This window comes from Streptomyces sp. NPDC053665 (assembly GCF_055585285.1).
The window spans coordinates 785,091-802,806 of record NZ_JBVJKK010000003.1; the positions used below are offsets into that span (position 1 = coordinate 785,091).

The window sequence follows — 17,716 nt, forward strand, 5'->3', positions numbered from 1 at the left end:
CCGGACCGGCCGGGCTCCGGAACAGGAGGGGCCCCGGAGTGCCGGAGCCGGCGCGCGGAGGAGTCCGCGCGGGTGCTACTCGTCGTCCTCGTCGTCCAGCCGGGCCAGCCACGTCGCGAGGCGTTCCACCGGGACCTCGAAGTCGGGGTTGAGGTCCACGAACGTGCGCAGCTGCTCGGCCAGCCACTCGAAGGTGACCTCCTCCTCGCCGCGCCGCTTCTCCAGTTCCTCGATGCCACGGTCCGTGAAGTACATGTCGTCAAGGATAGGGGGGTGCGAAACGGCCGGGCCGCACCCCCACCACCGGGGATGCGGCCCGGCCGCGGACGCGCGAGGGCGGTTACGCCTCGAACACCTCACGCACCAGCTGCTCCTGCTCGGCCTGGTGCCGCTTGGCGGAACCGACGGCCGGGGACGAGGAGTGCGGACGCGAGATGCGGCGCAGACGCTCGCCGTGCGGCACCTCGGCGCCGACGGCCAGGTCCAGGTGGTCGATCAGGTTGAGCGCGATGAACGGCCAGGCACCCTGGTTCGCCGGCTCCTCCTGGGCCCACAGGTACTTCTCGGCGTTCGGGTACTTCTTGATCTCCGCCTGGAGCTCGGTACCCGGCAGCGGGTACAGGCGCTCGATGCGGATGATCGCCGTGTCCGTCACACCGCGCTTCTGACGCTCGGCCTCCAGGTCGTAGTAGACCTTGCCGGCGCAGAAGACGACCTTCTTCACGGCGGCCGGGTCGACCGAGGCGTCGCCGATGACCGGCTGGAACTGGCCGGTCGTGAACTCCTCCGCCTTGGCCGCCGCCGCCTTCAGGCGCAGCATCGACTTCGGCGTGAAGACCACCAGCGGCTTGTGGTGCGGGTTGTGCACCTGCCACCGCAGGAGGTGGAAGTAGTTCGACGGCGACGTCGGCATGGCGACCGTCATGTTGTTCTGCGCGCACATCTGGAGGAAGCGCTCGGGGCGGGCCGAGGAGTGGTCCGGGCCCTGGCCCTCGTAGCCGTGCGGCAGCAGCAGCACGACGCCCGAGGTCTGTGCCCACTTCTGCTCGGCCGACGAGATGAACTCGTCCACGACCGTCTGCGCGCCGTTGACGAAGTCGCCGAACTGCGCCTCCCACATCACGAGCGCCTCGGGGCGGGCCAGCGAGTAGCCGTACTCGAAGCCCATCGCCGCGTACTCGGAGAGCAGGGAGTTGTAGACGTTGAGCCGCGCCTGGTCCTCGGAGAGGTACTGCAGCGGCGTGTACTCCTCGCCCGTGCTGCGGTCGATGATGACCGCGTGGCGCTGGCCGAACGTACCGCGCTGCGAGTCCTGGCCGGCCAAGCGGACCGGCACGCCCTCCAGCAGGAGGGAACCGATCGCGAGGGTCTCGCCCATGCCCCAGTCGATGGTGCCGTCTTCGACCATCGACGCCCGGCGCTGCAGCTGCGGCAGCAGACGCGGGTGGACGGTGATGTGGTCGGGGATGTTGACCTGCGACTCGGCGATCCGCTTGACGACCTCCGTGGTCACCGCGGTGTTCACGGCGACCGGGAACTCGGCCTGCGGGTCGGACGTCTCCACCGTGTTCGGCTGCGAGGTGGCCTCGCGGACCTCGGTGAAGACCTTCTCCAGCTGGCCCTGGTAGTCCTGCAGCGCCTGCTCGGCCTCTTCCAGGGTGATGTCGCCGCGACCGATGAGGGACTCGGTGTAGAGCTTGCGCACCGAGCGCTTCTTGTCGATCAGGTCGTACATCAGCGGCTGGGTGAAGGCCGGGTTGTCCGACTCGTTGTGACCGCGGCGGCGGTAGCAGATGAGGTCGATCACCACGTCCTTGTTGAACGCCTGGCGGAACTCGAAGGCGAGCCGCGCGACGCGGACCACGGCCTCCGGGTCGTCGCCGTTCACGTGGAAGATCGGGGCCTCGATCATGCGGGCCACGTCCGTCGCGTACATGGAGGAGCGCGAGGACTCGGGGGCCGCGGTGAAGCCGACCTGGTTGTTGATGACGATGTGGACCGTGCCGCCGGTGCGGTAGCCGCGCAGCTGCGACATGTTCAGGGTCTCGGCCACCACGCCCTGGCCCGCGAAGGCCGCGTCGCCGTGGATCGCCACCGGCAGGACCGTGAAGTCCGTGCCGCCCTTGTTGATGATGTCCTGCTTGGCGCGCGAGACGCCCTCCAGGACCGGGTCCACCGCCTCCAGGTGCGAGGGGTTCGCGACCAGGGAGACCTTGATCTGCTCGCCGTCCAGGCCGGTGAAGGTGCCCTCGGCGCCCAGGTGGTACTTCACGTCGCCGGAGCCGTGCATCGACTTCGGGTCGAGGTTGCCCTCGAACTCGCGGAAGATCTGGGCGTAGGACTTGCCGACGATGTTCGCCAGGACGTTCAGACGGCCGCGGTGGGCCATGCCGACGACGACCTCGTCCAGGCGGGACTCCGCGGCGCTGTCGAGGACCGCGTCCAGCAGCGGGATGACGGACTCGCCGCCCTCCAGGGAGAAGCGCTTCTGGCCGACGTACTTCGTCTGCAGGAACGTCTCGAAGGCCTCGGCCGCGTTCAGCCGGCGCAGGATGCGCAGCTGCTCCTCGCGCTCCGGCTTGGAGTGCGGGCGCTCGACGCGGTCCTGGATCCACTTGCGCTGCTTGGGGTCCTGGATGTGCATGAACTCGATGCCGGTGGTGCGGCAGTACGAGTCGCGCAGGACGCCGAGGATGTCGCGCAGCTTCATCATCGACTTGCCGGCGAAGCCGCCGACGGCGAACTCGCGCTCCAGGTCCCAGAGCGTGAGGCCGTGCTCGGTGATGTCCAGGTCGGGGTGCTTGCGCTGCTGGTACTCCAGCGGGTCGGTGTCGGCCATGACGTGGCCGCGGACCCGGTAGGAGTGGATCAGCTCGAAGACGCGGGCGGCCTTGGTGACGTCGTCGTCGTGGCTGGCGTCGATGTCCTTGAGCCAGCGGACCGGCTCGTAGGGGATGCGCAGCGCCTCGAAGATGTCGTCGTAGAAGCCGTTCTCGCCGAGGAGGAGGTTCGCGACGATCCGCAGGAACTCGCCGGAGGCCGCGCCCTGGATCACCCGGTGGTCGTAGGTCGACGTGAGCGTCATGACCTTCGAGATGCCGAGCTTGTTCAGGGTGTCCTGGGAGGTGCCCTGGAACTCCGCGGGGTAGTCCATGGAGCCGACGCCCATGATCACGGACTGGCCGGGCATCAGGCGCGGCACGGAGTGCACGGTGCCGAGACCGCCCGGGTTGGTCAGGGAGACCGTCACCCCGGTGAAGTCGTCCATGCCCAGCTTGCCGTCACGGGCGCGGCGGACGATGTCCTCGTAGGCCTGCCAGAACTCGAAGAAGTTCAGCGTCTCGGCCTTCTTGATGCCCGCGACCACGAGCTGGCGGTCGCCGTTGGGCTTGACCAGGTCGATCGCGAGGCCGAAGTTGACGTGCTCCGGCTTGACCAGGGTCGGCTTGCCGTCCTTCTCCGCGAAGGAGTAGTTCATCGACGGCATGGCCTTGATGGCCTGCACCATCGCGTAGCCGATCAGGTGCGTGAAGGAGATCTTCCCGCCCCGGGCGCGCTTCAGGTGGTTGTTGATGACGATGCGGTTGTCGAACAGCAGCTTCACCGGGACCGCGCGCACGGACGTGGCCGTGGGCACCTCCAGGGAGGCGTTCATGTTCTTCGCGACCGCGGCGGCCGGGCCGCGCAGCACGACGTGCTCGGGGCCCGAGGGGGCCTCGGCGGCGGGCTCGGCCTTCTTCGCCGGGGCGGCCTGCTTGGCGGCGGCCGGCTTCGCGGGGGCCGGGGCGGCCTTCGCGGGAGCGGCGGCCTGGGCCGGGGCCTGTGCGGCGGGCTTCGGCTGGGCCGGGGCCTGCGCGGGAGCCTGCGCCTGGGCGGGGGCCGGAGCGGCGGCGGGCTTCTGGGCCTGCTCGGCCGCAGGCGCGGGGGCCTGGGCGGGAGCGGCCGGAGCCGCCGGCTGAGCGGTGGTGGTGGTCCCCGCGGCCCCCGCGGCCGCGGTACCCGCCGGAGCCGGGGCGCCAGCGGCGCCCGGCTTGTAGTCGGCGAAGAAGTCCCACCAGGCTCGGTCTACCGAATTCGGGTCCTGGAGGTACTGCTGATAGATCTCGTCGACGAGCCACTCGTTGGCACCGAACGACGCAGCGGGGTTCTTGCCCGCTTGGTCGGTGTCGGTCGAGATGCTCGAGTTACTGGGGGACTGTGGCGACACGGCGGCAACCGCCCTCTTCCGCTTCACAAGATGATGGACAGCGGGAATCAAGGCTACGCCTCCCCGACGGGGAAGGTCAGGCCGGGCCCGTTCAACGTCGTGCAAGTCACATCTTGAAGCGTGTTTCGGGGCTTGAAATGGCGGGAAACAAGCGTGGTTCCGCTTCGGCAGGCAAGGGTGGAGCGGGGCCTGGCGCGCCGATGGCGCGGGCCTGTGCCTGATCACACGTGTCCGTCTGCGAGGACGCTCGTGGATCTTGTGACTCCGGTTCGAACTTTACGTCAACTTGGCGTTGAGGTGACTCCCGGGAGAGTGACAAGAATCCGGCAACCCCGCTCGGATTCGGCCACTCCGATCCGGCCGCCATGCAGATCCACCGCCCAGCGGGCGATCGCCAGCCCCAGTCCCGTGCCCCCGTCGCTGCCCGGCCCCTGCGGGCGCTTGGCGCTGCCGCGGTTGAACCGCTCGAAGACGCGGTGCCACTCCGACTTGGGGATGCCCGGACCCTCGTCCAGGACCTCCAGCTCCAGCGACTCCGGCAGCGCCCCGCGCCGCGCCTTGACCGTCACCCGGCCGTGCGGCGGGCTGTGCTTGACCGCGTTGTCGATGAGGTTGGCGACGACCTGGTGGATGCGCTCGGGGTCCGCGTGGGCGGTCAGCTCCGGCGGATGGACGTCGAGGTGCAGATGGACGTCCGTACGGGTGTGACTGCCCGAGCCGGTGGCGATGCCGGCGCGCACGGAGGCGACCATGTTGGCCTCCTTCAGCACGCCGGACAGGTACGGCCACACCTCGAACCGCCGCTTCTTCAGCGGCACCACGCCGTTGTCCAGGCGGGACAGGTCCAGCAGGGTCTCCACCAGTCGCCCGAGCCGCTCGGTCTGCTTCAGCGCCGTGCGCATGGTCTCCGGATCGGCCTGCGTGACGCCGTCGACGATGTTCTCCAGCACCGCGCGCAGCCCCGCGATGGGCGTGCGCAGCTCGTGCGAGACGTTCGCCACCAGCTCCTTGCGCTGGCTGTCCTGCGCCTCCAGCTCGTCGGCCATGGCGTTGATGGTCACGGCCAGGTCGCCGAGCTCGTCCCGGCGGTTCTCCCGCGTGCGGCGGGTGTAGTCGCCCTGGGAGATGGAGCGGGCCACCGCCGTCATCTCGTCCAGCGGGGCGGTGAGCGAATGGGCCACGAACTGCGTGATGAGCAGGGTGGCGATCATCGAGAAGACCGTGATGAAGCGCAGCTCCGTCTTGGTGTGCACCGCGATCACCGACAGACCCGTCGTGATCAGCACCGAGATGACGACGAGCGCGCCCAGCTTGGTCTTGATCGAGAACGGGCTCACCCTGCCCCAGGGCTCCGGCTCCCGGGGGTTCCTCCGTGCGGCCGGCCCGCGGCTCATGGCGTCGGGGTCTCCAGGGCGTAGCCCACGCCGTGCACCGTGCGGATCCGCTCGGCGCCGATCTTCCGGCGCAGCGCCTTGATGTGGCTGTCGACCGTGCGGGTGCCCGAGGCGTCCGCCCAGTCCCAGACCTCGGCCAGGAGCTGCTCGCGCGAGAGAACCGCGCGCGGGGTGTTCGCCAGGCACACCAGCAGGTCGAACTCGGTGGGCGTGAGGTGGACGTCCTCACTGCGCACCCGGACCCGGCGCTGGGCGTGGTCGATCTCCAGCTCGCCCAGGCGCAGGATGCCGGAGCGCGGGGTGGCCGCCGCGATGGCGGCCCGCTCCACCCGGCGCAGCAGCACGTGCACGCGCGCCGCCAGTTCCCGCATCGAGAACGGCTTGGTCATGTAGTCGTCGGCGCCGACGCCGAGCCCGACCAGCATGTCGGTCTCGTCGTCGCGCGCGGTCAGCATCAGCACCGGCACCGGGCGGGCGGCCTGCACGCGACGGCAGACCTCCAGGCCGTCGAAGCCGGGCAGCATGATGTCGAGGATCAGCAGGTCGGGCTGCCACGCCTCGGCGGTGTCGACCGCGGACGGACCGTCGCCGGCGGTTTGCACGAGGAATCCCTCGGCTCGCAGACGGGTCGCGATGGCATCCACGATCGTGGCGTCGTCCTCGACGACCAGCACCCGGCGCTGTGCGCCCGGTGCAGCCGTCGCGGAACCGTTGTGGGAGGTGTGTGTCTGCTCCATCGCCCGCCCCTGGGGTGTGCTTTCCGGAATCAGTGGGGTGATTCCTTCTGACTGGCTGTGCCTGCGCATGGTTGCGATTGACGCTTGAATGATCGGCGCCAGGGGAGCAGCGTACGGGGCTGCGGCGCGCCATTGCTATCCAGGGCGGACGCCGAGGTGGACGACGTCCGGAACGCCCCGGGCAACGGGGATCTCTTCGGTACGCACCTGTTGGAACCCGGCATTCCGCAAGGTTCCCTCGAATTCCGGAGACGGCTGCGCGGACCAGACGGCGAGCACTCCGCCGGGCCTCAACACCCGGGCGCAGCACGCCAGTCCGGCCTCCCCGTAGAGCGCGTCGTTGTCCTCGGTGACCGTCCAGTCGGGTCCGTTGTCGATGTCGAGGCACAGGGCGTCGTACGTGGCGGATGTCTCACGGAGGTGGGCCACCAGGTCCGCCTCGACGATGTCGGTGCGCGGGTCCGCGAGCGCCTCGGCGGACAGGGCCGCGAGCGGGCCGGAGCGGTGCCACTCCACGATCGCGTGCTCGCGTTCGACCACGGTGATCCGGCCCCAGCGCGGATCGGCCGCCGCGTGTGCGAGGGAGAAGCCGACGCCGAGCCCGCCGATCAGCACGTCGGGGTGGTCCCGGCCGGGCAGGGCGTCCAGCGCCGCGTCGACCAGGCGCCGCTCCGAGCGGCCGTCGGAGGTGTCCATCAGGAAGGTGCCGTTGGCGATGATCTCCAGCCGGTCGCCGTGCCGCCGCAGCACGACCTCGCCGTGCGGCCCCTCGCGCCGGTCCAGAACGTCAGGCCTGTCGTATGAGGTGGGCATCGCATCATCCTGGCAGGTCCGGGACGGCGGGTGCGGGGAATTGTCCGTGGGGTGCCGCCGGCGGGACGAAGAGGGCCCTCGCGGGGCCTGTGCGCGGGGAGCACGCGCGCGTGGGCCGTCGCGGACACTGGGACACACGGGGCGAATGCCGGGCAGGACGGAGGGAGCGCCCGTGGTGGAACGCACCGCGCCGCCCGACGGGACGGCTGCACCGGAATCGGCCGGCCCGCCCGCCGGAGGGGCGACGGCCGCACCGGCACCGGCCGGCCGGCCCGCCGAAGGGGCGCCCGTGCCGCTCGACGGGGTGCCGCGCCAGGGGTGCCCGCGTGAGGCGGCGGGGACCGGCGCACGGCGCACCCCGGAAGCGGGCCCGCGCCGGGCCGCGGCGGGTGGAGTGCGGCCCTGGCGGCTGCTGCCCACGCCCGCCGGGACCCCGTTCACTTTTTGGTACACCGTCGTGCTCTGCGCGACCGGGCTGATCGCCGCGCTCGCGGACCCCGCCGTGGTGCACGCGCTGCTCCAGGGCTCCAGCACCGACGTGGCCCACCTGGTGCGGACGCCGGAGTTGGTGCTGGTCGGCAGCGCGCTATGGATCGCGGGCGGGCCGGCCTCCCCGTTCGCCGTCGGCTTCGTGCTGGTGCTGACCGCGCTGGAGCGGCGGATCGGCGGGCTGCGCACGGCCGGCGTCTTCCTGCTCGGCCATGTCCTGGCCACCCTGGCGACCGAGGTGCCGGTGGGCCTCGCAGTGCTGGCCGGGGACCTCCCGGCATCCTCCCTGCACCGCATGGACTTCGGCGTGAGCTTCGGTGTCGCGGCGGTCTGCGGCGCCCTGGCCGGACTGCTGCCGCCGTGGCTGCGGGTGCTGTCGCCGGCCGCCCTGGGCGCGGTGCTCGTGCGGGACCTGCTCGCCCTCACCGACCCCGTGACCGCGTGGGGGCATCTGATCGCCCTGGTGGTCGGGATCGCGCTCTGGCCGCAGGTGCGCCGGTGGCGCGCGGCCCGGCGGCTTCCTCCGGGTGCCCGGCAGGAGGCTGGTGCCCGGCGGGCGGCGCCTCAGGGCTGAGCGGCGGGCGGCGGGCCGTACCGGGCGCTGGTCAGCGGGGCCACCACCTGCCAGCCCAGGGCCTCGTAGAGAGCGCGCCCCGCGGGTGTGCCCGCCAGGACGCCGGTGCGCGCGCCCTGCCGGTACGCGACCTGCTGCAACGTCCGCACCACCAGGCTGCCGAGTCCCTTGCGGCGGTGTGCGGCCGCCGTCTCGATCCGGTCGGCGACGGCGGTGCCGCCCGTCGGCGTGATCTGGCCGCGCGCCGCGAGGGACCCGTCGGGCGCGGCCACCATCAGCCGCGTCACCCCGTCGCGCGACCAGGTGCGCAGCCGGTAGCCGTCGGGAACCTCCGGGACGTCGTCCTCCGTCAGCGGCAAGGTCATCAGCCAGCCGGTCTCCGGATCGATCCACCAGCCGGGGCCGAGCCAGCCAGAGACCACCGCCGGGTCCCGGAACGCCTTGAGCCACACGCCGTGCCCGGTGACCCCGCCGGCCACCTTGCGGACCGTCGTCTCGTCCAGGGCGTCGCCCGTGGTGCCGAGGACGTGCCGGGTGGCGTGCCCGATCAGGCCCACGTCGATCGTCCAGCCCCACGGCTCGGCCACGGGCGGGGCCGCCCCGCGCGACACGACCCATCCCTCCACCCACGCCTGCACGGTCTCGTCCACGCATCCCCCTGTAACGACCGAAAGCGGTTTACGTCTATTACTCACCGCAGCTTAGGGGCTCTGCGTTCCGGCGCGTGAGAGGTGATCGCTGACAGCGAACAGGGGCCGGGGAACATTCGGCCGCCCCCGAGCATTGAGTCGGCATAGCTCAACTTGACTGCCGAAGGGGAGATCATGGCTGCTGAGTCCACGGCGTTCACACCGCTCACCCTGCCCGTGCTGCCGCTCGACGACGAGGTCGTGCTGCCCGGCATGGTGGTCCCGCTGGACCTGAGCGACTCCGAGGTCCGCGCGGCGGTGGAAGCCGCTCAGGCCGCCGCCCGCACAACACCCGGGAAGCCCCGGGTACTCCTGGTGCCGCGCATCGACGGGACCTACGCGAACACCGGTGTGCTCGGCACCGTCGAACAGGTGGGCCGGCTGGCCGACGGCGATCCGGGCGCGCTGATCCGCGGCCGGGGGCGCGTGAGGATCGGTGCGGGAACCACGGGTCCCGGCGCGGCCCTCTGGGTCGAGGGCACCAGCGTCGACGAGACCGTCCCCGAGCCGCTGCCCGGGCAGGTCGCCGAGCTGGTCAAGGAGTACAAGGCCCTCGCCACCGCCTGGCTGCGCAAGCGCGGTGCCTGGCAGGTCGTCGACCGGGTCCAGGCCATCGACGACGTCTCGGCGCTGGCCGACAACTCCGGCTACTCGCCGTTCCTGACCACCGACCAGAAGGTCGAACTGCTGGAGACCACCGACCCGGTGGCCCGGCTCAAGCTCGCCACCCAGCAGCTGCGCGACCACCTCGCCGAGCAGGACGTGGCCGAGACCATCGCCAAGGACGTCCAGGAGGGCGTCGACAAGCAGCAGCGCGAGTTCCTGCTGCGGCGCCAGCTGGACGCCGTGCGCAAGGAGCTGCGCGAGCTCAACGGCGAGCAGGAGGGCGAGGAGTCCGACGACTACCGCGCCCGCGTGGAGGCCGCCGACCTGCCCGAGAAGGTCCGCGAGGCCGCCCTGAAGGAGGTCGACAAGCTGGAGCGCTCCTCCGACCAGTCGCCCGAGGGCTCCTGGATCCGCACCTGGCTCGACACGGTCCTGGAGATGCCGTGGAACGAGCGCACCGAGGACGCCTACGACATCCAGGGCGCCAAGGCCGTGCTGGACGCCGAGCACTCCGGCCTGGAGGACGTCAAGGAGCGCATCACCGAGTACCTGGCGGTGCGCAAACGGCGCGACGACCGGGGGCTGGGCGTCATCGGCGGACGGCGCGGCGGTGCCGTGCTCGCGCTGGTCGGGCCGCCCGGCGTCGGCAAGACCTCCCTCGGCGAGTCCGTCGCCCACGCGATGGGCCGCAAGTTCGTCCGCGTCGCCCTCGGCGGCGTCCGCGACGAGGCCGAGATCCGCGGCCACCGGCGCACCTACGTCGGTGCCCTGCCCGGCCGTGTCGTGCGGGCCATCAAGGAAGCCGGGTCGATGAACCCGGTCGTGCTCCTCGACGAGATCGACAAGGTCGGCTCGGACTTCCGGGGCGACCCGGCCGCCGCCCTGCTCGAAGTGCTCGACCCGGCGCAGAACCACACCTTCCGGGACCACTACCTGGAGGTCGAACTGGACCTGTCGGACGTGGTCTTCCTCGCCACCGCCAACGTCCTGGAGTCGATCCCGGAGGCCCTGGCCGACCGCATGGAGATCGTCCGCCTCGACGGCTACACCGAGGACGAGAAGGTCGTCATCGCCCGCGACCACCTGCTCCCGCGCCAGCTGGAGCGGGCCGGGCTCGGCGCGGACGAGGTGACCGTCGACGAGAGCGCCCTGCGCAAGCTGGCCGGCGAGTACACCCGCGAGGCGGGCGTGCGCACCCTGGAGCGGTCCGTCGCGCGGCTGCTGCGCAAGATCGCCGCCCAGCACGAACTGGGCGAACGGGAGCTGCCGTTCACCGTCCGCGACGAGGACCTGCGGGACCTGATCGGCCGGCCGCACCACGTGCCCGAGTCCGCCCAGGACCCGGCCGAGCGGCGGACCGCCGTGCCGGGCGTGGCGACCGGGCTCGCAGTGACCGGCGCGGGCGGCGACGTCCTGTACGTCGAGGCGTCCCTGGCCGACCCGGAGACCGGCGCGGCCGGACTGACCCTGACCGGTCAGCTGGGCGACGTGATGAAGGAGTCCGCGCAGATCGCGCTGAGCTTCCTGCGCTCGCACGGAGCCGAGCTCGAACTGCCGGTGGCCGACCTGAAGGACCGGGGCGTGCACATCCACTTCCCGGCGGGCGCGGTCCCCAAGGACGGCCCCAGCGCCGGCATCACGATGACCACGGCCCTGGCGTCCCTGCTGTCCGGCCGGCTGGTCCGCACGGACGTCGCGATGACCGGTGAGGTCTCGCTGACCGGGCGGGTGCTGCCGATCGGCGGTGTGAAGCAGAAGCTGCTCGCCGCGCACCGGGCCGGTGTCACCACGGTGATCATCCCCAAGCGCAACGAACCCGACCTGGACGACGTCCCGGCGGAGGTGCTGGACACGCTCGACGTCCACGCCGTCACCGACGTCCGCCAGGTCCTGGAACTGGCGCTCGCACCCGCCACCAGCGGCGCGGCGCCCGAGGTTCCGGTGGCCGCGTGACGGAGGTCATCGGATGAGGGAAGGCCCGGGTCCCGTGAGGGAGATCCGGGCCTTCACTCCGTGTAGACCCTGTGGACACGGGTGCCGTGAGCTGCGGAATACTTGCCGAGCTGCGGCGACGCCCGCGGCCGGCGGAGAATTCAGGTACCGGGCGACGACCGAGGCAGGGCTCACGTGCACGACGACGGCAACGACGACGACCGCCGGGACGCCGGCCCGGCACGCGGTGTGGACCAGCCGGCGTTCCTCGCGCTGGAGCGCGAGCTGACCGTGCTGCTGCGGCGCGCCCGGGCCAGCCAGGGCGAGATGGCCCGCGAGGTGCACCCCGACCTGGAGTCGTCCGCCTACGGGCTGCTCGTGCGCCTGGACGAGTGCGGCAAGCAGCGGGCCACCGAACTGGCCGGCTACATCGGCGTCGGCAAGGCCACCATGTCCCGGCAGTTGCGCGCCCTGGAGGAGCTCGGCCTCGTCGCCCGCGAGCCCGACCCCGCCGACGGACGGGCCTGGCTGGTCGCCCTCACCCAGGAGGGGCACGACCGGGTCGGCCGCGTCCGCCGGGCCCGCCGCGCCCGCTACGCCGGCCGCCTCGCCGACTGGGACACCCACGAGGTCACCGAACTGGCCCGGCTGCTGCACCAGCTCAACCGCGGCATGGAGAAGTAGCGCAGGAGGGCGGGCCCGGCGCCTACAGCTCGGCGTACACGACCGTCGCGTCGTCGTGCGTCTTGCCCCTGCCCGGGGACGTCCGGGCCGCGCCGGACCGCTCCAGGTCCCGCACGCGGTCCACCAGCGCCTGCGCCCCCTCCTTGCGCACCAGCCGGAAGCAGTCCGTCCAGTCGCCCTGGCCGAACCGCTCCACCCAGCGGCCGGCGCCGTCCGTCAGGGCGGCGAGGGCGCGCACCTCGCCGCGGGGCAGGGTGCCGGTCACCGCCCGCGCCGCGACGGACGGATCGGCCGCGGCGGTGAAGAAGCCGCCCTCCTGGTTGCGCAGGGTCGTGTCCACGAGCGCGGCCGTCGCCAGGGCCGAGCGGGGGAGCAGGGCCAGCCGGTCGTCCAGCACCGGCGTCACCACCCCGTCCGGCGACTCCACCAGCAGCGCCGAGTCCGACAGGACCAGGTACTCCACCGCGGCCGGGTCCCAGCGGGCCACGACCACCGTGGCCTGCGGTGTACGCGGGTGAGAAAGGTCACAGGTTGCCGCGTGTGCGGCGGCGGTACGCGCGATGGCGTGGGACAACGCGTCGGCCAGGGGAACATCCGGGAGTGAAACGGTCAGTTCGGTCAGTGCGCCGCCGAGGCGCGCGGTGAACCAGGGGACGGAATGCAGACAGCCCGTCCCGCTCGTCGGGGGCGTGACCCCGTCCAGCACGACGACCGAACCGCCCTGTCCCGAGGCCGGGAGTCCGACAGCGGCGAAGTCCTCGTTCGGGCGGTCCGCGTCCCCGGGCTCCGAGGCGAGTTCTGTACGCATCGAGCCAGTCTGCACGAGCCCTTCACAAGGCCCGCCGGAGGTCGGCAACGACCGCCGGACGGGCACACCCGAGCAGGTCAGACGCCCTGTTTGGGGGGTAATGCTGGGTATCGGGAAGGCGTGGTGGCGAATATTGCCACCGCCCGTCGCCGTCGTCCAACCGGCCCGCCGCGCAGGGCGACTGCACAGGCCGGTGGAACTTGCCCCTCAACTCCCCTCCGATGTTCACTCCTTCGGGTGGCGGGTCAGGTGATGCGCGTGCGTGGCACACCGGCGCTGGGAGGGTCGGGAAGTGTACCGGGAGTACGCGCCAGTTGACGGAGCGTCACCCGGACCCAAGGGTTCACGAGTCAGGAATGCGAGCACCGGTGCAGAAGACGCGGCCTCGTCGCACAGGCAAGCAGACGGCCCCCCAGCAGAGCGCTGAGCCGACGCCCCCCACCGGCAAGGGCCGCCCCACCCATGTACGCAACCGGCTGATCGTCTCCGTGGCCGTGGTCGCCGCGGCCATCGCCGGTGCCGGCACGCCGGCCGTCCTGGCCGCCTCCGGGCAACTGCACGACACGCAGCAGTTGGTGACGCTCGCCGAGCAGACCCGGGACGCCCTCGTCCTCGCCCACTCCCTGGCCGACGAACGCGACGACGTCACCGCCTACATCGCGGCGGGCCGCCCCGAGTCCAAGGCCCCCTCCGAGCAGCGCAGCGCCCGAGTGGACCGGCAGGTCGAGGAGTTGCGCGCCGACACGGACACGCCGGCGGCCCTGAAGACCGGACTGGACGGCATAGCGGCCGTGCGGCGGGCCGCGCTCACCGGCAAGAGCAGCGCGCTGGAGACCCACCAGGCGTACTCCGCCGCCATCACCGAACTGCACCGCCTCGCCGAGGACCTGGCCCAGCGCACGCCGCCGCGCGCCGGCTCCGGCGGGTACGCCCTGGCCGAACTCGACTCCGCTGTGCAGCAGGCCGCGGCGGCCCGCGGGCTGCTGCTCGCCGCGCTGAGCGTGCCGCGCAGCACCGGGACGGTCATCGACCCCGTCACCGGGCTGCCGACCCGGACCTCCACGTCCTCGGACGCCGACACCCGGCAGCGCGGCCTGCTGAGCGCCGCAGCCCAGCAGGCCCGGCTGCGCTCCGACGCCGCCCTGGCCGACTTCCGGGCCACCGCGCCCAAGGCCGCCCGCACCTCCTTCGACAGCACCGTCACCGGCGCCGAGGTCAACTCCGCCGAGAAGTACCTCGCGGCCCTGACCGACCAGCCGGCCCTGTCGAGCCGTGAACTGGCCACCAGCACCAAGAAGCTGGACACGGCCCTGTCCGCCCGGGTCGACCTGATGCGCGGCGTGGAGTCGGCCCTCTACGACCGGCGCGTCAAGGACCTCGAGGCGCTGCGCGACGAGGACGTCACCGCGCTGGAGATCCGCGTCGCGGTCCTCGGCGCCCTGATGCTGCTCGCCGTCGGCGTCGCCACGGGCATGGCCCGCAGCCTCACCCGGCCGCTGGCCGTGCTGCGCCTGGGCTCCAAGCGCCTCGCCGAGGCCGAGGACCCGGCGGCGGAGGAGCCGGTCCGGTTCACCGGCCGCAACGACGAGTTCGCGCAGGTCGTCCGCTCCGTCAACGCCCTGCACGCGCACGCCGCCGCCCTCACCGAGCGCATCACCACGCTGGAGGCCGACCGCAAGCACCTCGTGGGACAGCGGCAGAAGATGGCCGACGCCCGCGAGCAACTGCGCGGCGAACTCGCCGAGTCCGCCGCCCATCTGGAGCGGCTGCGCACCGCCATCGGCGGCACGTTCGTCAACCTCGCACTGCGCACCCTCGGCCTGGTCGAGCGGCAACTGGGCGTCATCGAGAACCTGGAGGAGCGCGAGCAGGACCCGGACCGCCTGGCCACGCTGTTCAAGCTCGACCACTTCGCGACGGTCATGCGCCGCCACAGCGAGAACCTCCTGGTCCTCGCCGGCACCGAGCACGTCCAGCACACGGCCGGGCCGGTACCGCTCGTGGACGTCGTGCGCGCCGCGGTCAGCGAGATCGAGCGCTACGAGCGGGTCCGCATCGCCGCCCTGCCGCCGCACGCCCACATCGCCGGGTTCGCCGCCGACGACCTCTCCCACCTGCTGGCCGAACTCCTGGAGAACGCCACCTCGTTCTCCCCGCCCGACCTGCCCGTGGAGATCTCCGGCTGGCTCCTGGAGAACGGCGAGGTCATGCTGTCCGTCCAGGACGAGGGCATCGGCATGACCGAGGACCGCATGGAGCGCCTCAACGCCCGGCTGTCCGACTTCGACCCCGAGGCGCCCTACGACCAGGAGGGCGAGGACGGCCTCGGCCTCGGGTTGTACGTCGTGGCCCGCCTCGCCCACCGCCACGGCGTGCGCATGCAGTTGCGCGAGCAGAAGCAGGGCGGTGTCGCGGCGGTCGTCGTCCTGCCGCGCACCCTGCTGGCGGCGGCCACGCCGGGGGCCGTCCCGGCCTCCGGGCCCGTCGGCGGCGCCGCCCACTCCTTCTCCCTGCCCGGCGCGGACGCCGAGGCCAACTCCAACGTCCTGCACGGCCGCACCGAGAGCGGTGACCCGCTGGTGGCCCTGGCGGAGAAGGCCGTACGCCGCACGGAGGCCGGCGAGCGCGCCGCCGCCGCGGAGCACCCCGAACCGGCCGGGACCACCGGAGCGGACCGCGCGGCGGACCCCGCCGGCGCCGAACGGGCGCGGATCCCGGCGCAGATCCCGGCGGAGACCCCGTCCGAGACCACGATGGAGCTGCTGGCCCCCCTGCCGCAGGGCGAGCCGGACGACGTGCAGCACACATCCGCTGCCGCCGCCGGGGACGCCCCGCAGGGGCCGGCCGCGCACGACCACGAAGGCCGCACGGGGGGTGCGGCCGGGAACGAACCCGCCGGGGGCGCAACCGAGGCGGAGGCCGACGCCGCACACGAGCGCGTCACCGACAAGGGCCTCCCCAAGCGCACGCCCAAGATCACCGCACCGGCCACCGCGCCACGCCAGCGCAGCGGCTCCGTCGACGCCGAGGCCCTGCGCCGACGCCTCGGCGGCTTCCGCCAGGGCGCCCAGGCCGGCTACCGGGACGTCAGTGCGGAGATCGCCGAGCAGACGGCCTCGCACAAGAGGCCGGCCGCCACCGGCACGTCTGAACCAGCTGAATCCGAAGAAGCCACGGGGGGCACAGTCGAGGAGGCAAGCAGTTGACCGCTCCCAGTACCTTCGGACTGATCGGACTGAGCAGCGAGGCACGAAACCTGCACTGGCTGCTGACCAACCTCGTCGAGGAGGTCCCCGGCATCCAGTCGGTCGCGGTCGTCTCGTCCGACGGACTGCTCCTGCTGTCCTCGGACGCGGACCGCAACAAGGAGGCCCGGGAAGCCCTGCACACCCGAGGGACCCGGCAGACCGGCCCGCGCGGATCCGCCGCCGACCTGGCGACCATCGTCTCCGGCATCGGCAGCCTCACCGTCGGCGCCGCCAAGCTGATGGACTTCGGCGGGGTCAAGCACACCATGATCGCCATGGACGAGGGCAGCCTGTTCGTCATGTCGATCAGCGACGGCTCGCTGCTCGGCGTGCACGGCTCCGCCGACTGCGACATGAGCGTGGTGGCCTACCACATGGCGCTCTTCGTGGGCCGCGCCGGCCACGTCCTGACGCCCGAACTGCGCAGCGAGCTGCGCGCCTCCCTCGAGGAGACGCAGACGGCGGAGGACGCCCGATGAGCAGGACGCCCAAACAGCAGCTCCCCGTGCGCGGCGGCGACCGCAAACCGGCCCGGGTGCGCCCGTACTCGCTCACCGGCGGCCGCACCCGCTTCGGCCACGTCCTGCTCGTCGAGACCTTCGTGGCGAGCACCGCCGCCCTCGAAGCGGCCGAGGAGCGCAGGGAACTGACCAACGGCCACCTCTCCAGCCGTGTGATGCCGGAGCTGAGGGCCATCGTCGAACTGTGCCGCCGCATGCGTACGGTGGCCGAGATCGCCGCGCTGCTGAAGATGCCGCTCGGCGTGGTCCGCGTGCTCCTCAGCGACCTCGCGGACCAGGGAAAGATCCGTGTGTACGGCACGGGGACCGGCCATGGCACGGGCCGCCCCGACCGCGCTCTGCTGGAAAGGGTGCTGAGTGGACTCCGTCGTCTCTGACGCCGCTCACGGCGTCACCGGTTCCTCTCCGTTCGCGCAGCCCGACGAGGGCATGCACGCCTGGGAGACGGACCGCACCCGGGCCCCGATCGCCACGAAGATCGTGGTGGCGGGCGGCTTCGGCGTGGGCAAGACCACGCTGGTCACCTCCGTCTCGGAGATCACGCCCCTGCAGACCGAGGCGCTGATGACCGAGGCGAGCGAGGCCACCGACGACCTCACCGCCACGCCGGGCAAGACCACCACCACCGTCGCCATGGACTTCGGGCGCATCACGCTCGACGACGACCTGGTGCTGTACCTGTTCGGCACGCCGGGCCAGCAGCGGTTCTGGTTCATGTGGGACGACATCGTGCGCGGAGCGATCGGCGCCGTCGTCCTGGCCGACACCCGGCGGCTGAAGGACTGCTTCCCGGTCCTGGACTACTTCGAGAGCTCCGGACTGCCGTACGTGGTCGCCGTCAACCACTTCGACGGCAGCGAGCTGTTCGAGCCGGAGGACGTGCGGGAGGCCCTGACCATCCCGCGGCACATACCTGTCATGATCATGGATGCGCGTCGCCGGATCTCCGTGATCGAGACCCTCCTGGCCCTGGTGGGCCACGCGCTCGACGAAACCCCCGAGTAGGAGACAGCC

Annotated in this window: 14 protein-coding genes; 7 read left to right on the top strand and 7 right to left on the bottom strand. The window is 72.1% G+C overall.

The window, feature by feature from the left end; genetic code table 11:
- Nucleotides 1-75 precede the first annotated feature (75 nt).
- The 5 genes from ACZ6ZN_RS16560 to ACZ6ZN_RS16580 form a co-directional block, all read right to left on the bottom strand.
- On the bottom strand, nt 76-255 hold the full coding sequence (locus ACZ6ZN_RS16560) for a DUF6104 family protein (RefSeq protein WP_003992906.1): 180 nt from the start codon (nt 253-255) through the stop codon (nt 76-78).
- Nucleotides 256-340: 85 nt separating this feature from the next.
- The gene (locus tag ACZ6ZN_RS16565; protein ID WP_469646748.1) at nt 341-4,207 is read right to left on the bottom strand and encodes a multifunctional oxoglutarate decarboxylase/oxoglutarate dehydrogenase thiamine pyrophosphate-binding subunit/dihydrolipoyllysine-residue succinyltransferase subunit; all 3,867 of its coding nucleotides are present in this window, start codon (nt 4,205-4,207) and stop codon (nt 341-343) included.
- Nucleotides 4,208-4,488: 281 nt separating this feature from the next.
- On the bottom strand, nt 4,489-5,601 hold the full coding sequence (locus ACZ6ZN_RS16570) for a HAMP domain-containing sensor histidine kinase (protein ID WP_398106590.1): 1,113 nt from the start codon (nt 5,599-5,601) through the stop codon (nt 4,489-4,491).
- Nucleotides 5,598-6,338, bottom strand: coding sequence for a response regulator transcription factor (locus ACZ6ZN_RS16575; protein WP_333933999.1), 741 nt, complete (start codon nt 6,336-6,338; stop codon nt 5,598-5,600). The genes ACZ6ZN_RS16570 and ACZ6ZN_RS16575 overlap by 4 nt, the downstream gene beginning before the upstream one ends.
- 135 nt (nt 6,339-6,473) lie before the next feature.
- The gene (locus ACZ6ZN_RS16580) at nt 6,474-7,151 is read right to left on the bottom strand and encodes a spermine/spermidine synthase domain-containing protein (RefSeq protein ID WP_398106589.1); all 678 of its coding nucleotides are present in this window, start codon (nt 7,149-7,151) and stop codon (nt 6,474-6,476) included.
- 175 nt (nt 7,152-7,326) lie between these two features.
- Between ACZ6ZN_RS16580 and ACZ6ZN_RS16585 the strand changes: the two genes are divergently transcribed.
- Nucleotides 7,327-8,214, top strand: a complete 888-nt coding sequence (locus ACZ6ZN_RS16585; RefSeq protein ID WP_469646929.1) for a rhomboid-like protein — start codon at nt 7,327-7,329, stop codon at nt 8,212-8,214.
- Here ACZ6ZN_RS16585 and ACZ6ZN_RS16590 read toward each other — a convergent pair.
- Nucleotides 8,205-8,864 carry a GNAT family N-acetyltransferase gene (locus tag ACZ6ZN_RS16590; RefSeq protein WP_451876164.1) on the bottom strand — a complete coding sequence of 220 codons (660 nt, stop codon included), beginning with the start codon at nt 8,862-8,864 and terminating at the stop codon, nt 8,205-8,207. The two genes, ACZ6ZN_RS16585 and ACZ6ZN_RS16590, sit on opposite strands and share 10 nt — an antisense overlap.
- 174 nt (nt 8,865-9,038) lie before the next feature.
- Here ACZ6ZN_RS16590 and lon point away from each other — a divergent pair, with 174 nt between their 5' ends.
- On the top strand, nt 9,039-11,462 hold the full coding sequence (lon, locus tag ACZ6ZN_RS16595) for an endopeptidase La (RefSeq protein ID WP_469646750.1): 2,424 nt from the start codon (nt 9,039-9,041) through the stop codon (nt 11,460-11,462).
- Nucleotides 11,463-11,636: 174 nt separating this feature from the next.
- Nucleotides 11,637-12,125 carry a MarR family winged helix-turn-helix transcriptional regulator gene (locus ACZ6ZN_RS16600; protein ID WP_398106586.1) on the top strand — a complete coding sequence of 163 codons (489 nt, stop codon included), beginning with the start codon at nt 11,637-11,639 and terminating at the stop codon, nt 12,123-12,125.
- 22 nt (nt 12,126-12,147) lie between these two features.
- On the opposite strand, the gene ACZ6ZN_RS16605 is transcribed toward ACZ6ZN_RS16600, so the two are convergent.
- The gene (locus ACZ6ZN_RS16605) at nt 12,148-12,933 is read right to left on the bottom strand and encodes a protein phosphatase 2C domain-containing protein (RefSeq protein WP_451876166.1); all 786 of its coding nucleotides are present in this window, start codon (nt 12,931-12,933) and stop codon (nt 12,148-12,150) included.
- 356 nt (nt 12,934-13,289) lie between these two features.
- Between ACZ6ZN_RS16605 and ACZ6ZN_RS16610 the strand changes: the two genes are divergently transcribed.
- From ACZ6ZN_RS16610 to ACZ6ZN_RS16625, 4 genes are read left to right on the top strand one after another with little or no spacing between them, the layout of a single operon-like run.
- Nucleotides 13,290-16,139 (top strand): sensor histidine kinase, encoded by a 2,850-nt coding sequence (locus ACZ6ZN_RS16610; RefSeq protein ID WP_469646753.1) that lies wholly within the window; start codon nt 13,290-13,292, stop codon nt 16,137-16,139.
- Nucleotides 16,136-16,660, top strand: a complete 525-nt coding sequence (locus ACZ6ZN_RS16615) for a roadblock/LC7 domain-containing protein (RefSeq protein ID WP_451876168.1) — start codon at nt 16,136-16,138, stop codon at nt 16,658-16,660. The genes ACZ6ZN_RS16610 and ACZ6ZN_RS16615 overlap by 4 nt, the downstream gene beginning before the upstream one ends.
- Complete coding sequence (locus tag ACZ6ZN_RS16620) at nt 16,657-17,079, top strand: DUF742 domain-containing protein (RefSeq protein ID WP_376328609.1); 423 nt, start codon at nt 16,657-16,659, stop codon at nt 17,077-17,079. The genes ACZ6ZN_RS16615 and ACZ6ZN_RS16620 overlap by 4 nt, the downstream gene beginning before the upstream one ends.
- Nucleotides 17,060-17,707, top strand: coding sequence for a GTP-binding protein (locus ACZ6ZN_RS16625; protein ID WP_398106582.1), 648 nt, complete (start codon nt 17,060-17,062; stop codon nt 17,705-17,707). The genes ACZ6ZN_RS16620 and ACZ6ZN_RS16625 overlap by 20 nt, the downstream gene beginning before the upstream one ends.
- Nucleotides 17,708-17,716: the final 9 nt, after the last annotated feature.

Coding starts and splice junctions, on each gene's coding strand:
- ACZ6ZN_RS16560 (WP_003992906.1), bottom strand. CDS start 255: ATGTACTTCACGGACCGTGGCATCGAGGAACTGGAGAAGCGGCGCGGC.
- ACZ6ZN_RS16570 (WP_398106590.1), bottom strand. CDS start 5,601: ATGAGCCGCGGGCCGGCCGCACGGAGGAACCCCCGGGAGCCGGAGCCC.
- ACZ6ZN_RS16575 (WP_333933999.1), bottom strand. CDS start 6,338: ATGGAGCAGACACACACCTCCCACAACGGTTCCGCGACGGCTGCACCG.
- ACZ6ZN_RS16580 (WP_398106589.1), bottom strand. CDS start 7,151: ATGCCCACCTCATACGACAGGCCTGACGTTCTGGACCGGCGCGAGGGG.
- lon (WP_469646750.1), top strand. CDS start 9,039: ATGGCTGCTGAGTCCACGGCGTTCACACCGCTCACCCTGCCCGTGCTG.
- ACZ6ZN_RS16605 (WP_451876166.1), bottom strand. CDS start 12,933: ATGCGTACAGAACTCGCCTCGGAGCCCGGGGACGCGGACCGCCCGAAC.
- ACZ6ZN_RS16610 (WP_469646753.1), top strand. CDS start 13,290: ATGCGAGCACCGGTGCAGAAGACGCGGCCTCGTCGCACAGGCAAGCAG.
- ACZ6ZN_RS16620 (WP_376328609.1), top strand. CDS start 16,657: ATGAGCAGGACGCCCAAACAGCAGCTCCCCGTGCGCGGCGGCGACCGC.